Origin of the sequence: Mycobacterium sp. 050128, assembly GCF_036409155.1 — a bacterium.
Taxonomy (GTDB): domain Bacteria; phylum Actinomycetota; class Actinomycetes; order Mycobacteriales; family Mycobacteriaceae; genus Mycobacterium.
The window spans coordinates 1-3,992 of the sequence record NZ_JAZGLW010000026.1; the positions used below are offsets into that span (position 1 = coordinate 1).

The window sequence follows — 3,992 nt, forward strand, 5'->3', positions numbered from 1 at the left end:
ATTCAATGAGAAACGTCGCGATCGAAATTCTCATCCAATCTGGGGCAATGCAGGTCAGACTAGTAAATGTGCCCCAGATTCAATGAGAACGGACAAGAGTTATCACGATCACAGTGGCCGGCCGACTCGGGGCGCACCTCGTTTCCGCGGCTTCTCGAGGCCAGGAGGCGATGGTCCGACGCGGTTCGCCAGGCCCGCAGATCCAGCTTTGGAATGCTGACCGGGACACAATCGCCGACCGACTCCCGTGGACAAATAAGTGAGAGCGATTCTCGAGACCAGCGTGGTCATTGCGACGGATGTCGAACCCTTTGACGGCGAGCTGGCCATCAGCAATCACATTGGCCAAACTCCACTTCGGGGTTCGCCTGGCAAATCAACGAAAGGTGCGCACGATGATGGTCTCATGCCCGGATCGCTGGTGTGACAGCTCGTCAGGATCAGACAATGACACCGAGTTTTTTCCTAAGCTGGGCGACGTTGATGCCGAACGTCTCGAGCACCGTGGTCCCGGAGTCCGGGTCAAGCTCAAAGATCGCGAGTTCGGTGTAAACCCTACTGACGCAGGCCTTGCCGGTCAGTGGGTAAGTGCACGTGGATACGAGTTTCGGGCTGCCGTCTTTCGCAAACAGCGACATCATGACGTAGACCGACTTGGCTCCGACGGCCAGGTCCATGGCTCCGCCCACGGCAGGGATCGCGTCCGGGGCCCCAGTGCTCCAGTTCGCGAGGTCCCCTCGCTCAGACACTTGAAAAGCGCCCATCACGCAGACATCGATGTGTCCGCCGCGCATCATCGCGAAGGAGTCGGCATGATGAAAATAGGCGGCGCCGGGCAATTCGGTCACCGGAATTTTGCCGGCGTTGATCAGATCGGGATCGATTTGGCCGCCGTGAGCTTCCGGTCCCATGCCCAGCATCCCGTTTTCGGTGTGCAGCAGGATGCCTTTATCGGAAGGCAAGTAGTCACCCACCGTGGTCGGCTGGCCTATACCGAGGTTGACGACAGATCCGTCCGGGATGTCGCGTGCGACTGTCGCGGCCAGTTCCGCCGCCGTCAATGGCGCTCTGTCGAGGTGTTCTACCAGCTGTGGATCAGCTGTCAGCCGCTTCATGTCGCCACCATCGGAGCTCGCCGGCCGCAGAGCACCCTGTCAACGTAAATGCTTGGTGTGACTACGGTTTCAGGGTCGATCTGCCCCACGTCGACGACCTCTGAGACTTCCGCGATGGTGGTTCTGGCCGCTGTTGCCATGACGGGTCCGAAGTTGCGGGCAGTCTTGCGATATATCAGGTTGCCAAACCGGTCAGCCCGGTGGGCGCCGATGAGCGCATAGTCGCCGTGGATGGGGTACTCCAACATGTATTGCTTACTGTTGATCGCCCTTGTTTCCTTTCCCTCGGCCAGCGGTGTTCCTACACCGGTAGGAGTGAAGAACGCCCCGATACCCGCGCCTGCTGCGCGGAGCCGCTCAGCGAGGTTCCCCTGCGGAACGACCTCCAGCTCAATCCGACCAGCGCGATATAGTCTGTCGAAGACCCATGAATCCTTTTGTCGGGGAAAGGAACACACAACTTTTCTGACCCGACCAGCCGACAATAAAGCAGCCAATCCGGTATCACCATTGCCGGCGTTGTTGCTGACGATGGTCAGATCACCGGCGCCCTGCACGATCAGCGCGTCGATCAAGGCAATAGGCATGCCTGCCATCCCGAAACCCCCGACGAGGATGGTGGACCCATCCTCGATCCCCTCCACAGCAGTGACCGCGTCGTCGGTGACCAGTAGTCTCATAAGACAGCTTTCGAATGATGTTCGTCGGTCATGGTTGCTGCTGCGGATCCCAGTACGCTCCGCGCAACTCTGAAAGCGGTGTTGGCTTCTGGAACACCGCAGTAGATCGCTGACTGAAGCAACACTTCTTTGATCTCGTCTTGTGAGAGGCCGTTTCGCAGTGCCGCATCGATATGCATCGCAAGCTCTTTGTCGTGCCCACGCGAAATCAGCGCTGTCAGCGCGACGATAGATCTACTGCGTCGGTCCAGACCGGGCCGTGTCCAAATGCCACCCCACGCGTACTCGGTGATGAACCTTTGAAAATCAGCGTCAAATTCTGTGCTTTGCTGCGTCGCACTATTGACGTGCGAGTCACCTAGAACGTCGCGACGCACCGCCATCCCAGAGTCGTAGCGATCGTTGACATTGCTCATCGGTGGCTCCATTCGTCCAATCCAGCAACCAGTGGGGCGACCCAGTCGGGCCGTTCCACGGGCGCCAGGTGTGCAGTCTGTAGCAGCTCGATATATCGTCCCCTCGACACGCGTTCGGCGATGAACAGCAGCGATGTCGGAGGTGTCACGACGTCGTCCGCGCCGGCCAACGCGACGATGGGCGTGTCGATCTCGCTGAGGCGTTCTCGAACATCGAATTCGGCGAGAGCCTCGCAAATGAAGGCATAACTGTCGCTGTCGACGCTTCGCAACGACTCCAGCAGCATGCTGTGAACCGCCGGATCGCGTTCGGTGAATCCCTGAGCGAACCACCGCTGTGCCGCCCCCGGGACCATCGCGCCCATACCGTCGCGCCGAACGCTGCCAGCGCGGGCGATCCAATCCTCGGGTGTACCGATCTTCGCGCCAGTACAAATCAGCGCGGCTGCGCTGATGCGACCGGGATGATCCAGCAGCACCTGCAGCCCGACAGCTCCGCCGACGGAAACTCCCGCGTAGACGAAAGGGCGATCGCCGATTTCAGTATCGGCGAGCGCGGCAACAGCGTCGGCAAGTTCGCCGATCGTGCAAGAGGTTGTCAGTGGAGGACTAGCACCATGACCGGGAAGGTCCCACCCGATCACGTGGTGTGACCGGCCCAGACGGTCCGCTGTCGAGGACCACAGCGCCGTAACCGGCACTCCCAACGAAGGCCCCAGGACCATGGGCGGTAGTTGGGGCGCACCGGCCAGATGCACACTACGAATCCTGGCTGTGCTCAATGAGTGTCTCCTTCAGGGCCCGTGCCACTCGGCCGAACATGCAACGTATCAAGACGCAACCCCCATCTGGACAGCCTCGCGTATCGACGCAGGGCGCTGCCAGCGGCCCGAGAGCACGCTCGCGCTCCTGGAGGGACTCCCGATCATGCCGACTTGGTCAGCCTTCCAAGCCACCCGACGTCACCAACCACGATCCTGATTTGGCTGACGATAGGCAGGGTAAAGCGGCTCTTCGAACTTAAGCCGATTAACGTCGATGAGCCCGTAAAGCTGCCGTGCAGCGCCCATGTCAGGCACCTGTCGGGTCGCCTGCGACACGAATCTTCTCGTAATTTCCGGGAGAGGTTATCGCGAGGTAAGAGCACAGCTCAGTTCCCACGTTCTTGATCCCATGCACTACTCCGGATGGGACCATGACTGCCTGGCCTGTCCCGACAGTGATCGGCGCGCCCTTCCCCAAGTGGTACTCAGCCCGACCTGAGAGAATCACGTGGAGGTGGTCCATGGCCGGATGATAATGCCGCTCATTCTCCTGGCCAGGCGCAAGATTCCACACCACGGCAGCGATCGACTTCTCACCAGCTTCGTAAACGATTGCGACTGTGGGCACGTCCTTCGAGAACAACTGATACTGAGCAAAGTCAATTACCATTGATTCTGGCAAATTCGTATTGACCTTCGCCTTAAGGTCGGTTACTACCCGTTCTGCGTGTTCTTGCTTATCGTCGTGCATGATATGCAGCCCTTTCCGGTCGTCCTACGTCACTTCGCAGAGGCATCTATCTCAATGCCTCCTCCCCTCGCAGCCGCGCAGTTCAAGAACGCGTCAACAATGCGGCCGGATCGACATCGTCGGGACCTCCATTGAGGCAGTCGCAGCGCCGTTACACACACGGCTACGCGCGCGCCTTCTGTGTGGAAGGCGTCTAGTGTTGCCCGACCGATTCCTGAGCCTGCGCCGACGATCAGAGCGCGTTTGCCTTGCAGCCAGCCGGTCAT

Annotated in this window: 5 protein-coding genes and 1 pseudogene; all 6 read right to left on the bottom strand. The window is 59.7% G+C overall.

Features of this window, described 5'->3' with window-relative positions:
- Nucleotides 1-440 precede the first annotated feature (440 nt).
- Nucleotides 441-1,115, bottom strand: coding sequence for a 3-oxoacid CoA-transferase subunit B (locus tag SKC41_RS31595; RefSeq protein WP_054585770.1), 675 nt, complete (start codon nucleotides 1,113-1,115; stop codon nucleotides 441-443).
- Nucleotides 1,112-1,795, bottom strand: a complete 684-nt coding sequence (locus SKC41_RS31600) for a 3-oxoacid CoA-transferase subunit A (RefSeq protein ID WP_330981541.1) — start codon at nucleotides 1,793-1,795, stop codon at nucleotides 1,112-1,114. Before SKC41_RS31600 ends, SKC41_RS31595 begins: the two co-directional genes overlap by 4 nt.
- Nucleotides 1,792-2,211 (bottom strand): 4-carboxymuconolactone decarboxylase, encoded by a 420-nt coding sequence (gene pcaC, locus SKC41_RS31605; RefSeq protein WP_330981542.1) that lies wholly within the window; start codon nucleotides 2,209-2,211, stop codon nucleotides 1,792-1,794. Before pcaC ends, SKC41_RS31600 begins: the two co-directional genes overlap by 4 nt.
- Nucleotides 2,208-2,993 carry an alpha/beta fold hydrolase gene (locus SKC41_RS31610; RefSeq protein WP_152978968.1) on the bottom strand — a complete coding sequence of 262 codons (786 nt, stop codon included), beginning with the start codon at nucleotides 2,991-2,993 and terminating at the stop codon, nucleotides 2,208-2,210. The genes pcaC and SKC41_RS31610 overlap by 4 nt, the downstream gene beginning before the upstream one ends.
- Nucleotides 2,994-3,282: 289 nt before the next feature.
- Nucleotides 3,283-3,726, bottom strand: a complete 444-nt coding sequence (locus SKC41_RS31615) for a cupin domain-containing protein (protein WP_080691083.1) — start codon at nucleotides 3,724-3,726, stop codon at nucleotides 3,283-3,285.
- Between the two features lie 161 nt (nucleotides 3,727-3,887).
- Nucleotides 3,888-3,992, bottom strand: a pseudogene (locus tag SKC41_RS31620) (3-(cis-5,6-dihydroxycyclohexa-1,3-dien-1-yl)propanoate dehydrogenase); the annotation flags it as partial.

Excerpts from the sequence above, each read along its gene's own strand:
- SKC41_RS31595 (WP_054585770.1), bottom strand. The coding sequence starts at position 1,115 with ATGAAGCGGCTGACAGCTGATCCACAGCTGGTAGAACACCTCGACAGA.
- SKC41_RS31600 (WP_330981541.1), bottom strand. The coding sequence starts at position 1,795 with ATGAGACTACTGGTCACCGACGACGCGGTCACTGCTGTGGAGGGGATC.
- pcaC (WP_330981542.1), bottom strand. The coding sequence starts at position 2,211 with ATGAGCAATGTCAACGATCGCTACGACTCTGGGATGGCGGTGCGTCGC.
- SKC41_RS31615 (WP_080691083.1), bottom strand. The coding sequence starts at position 3,726 with ATGCACGACGATAAGCAAGAACACGCAGAACGGGTAGTAACCGACCTT.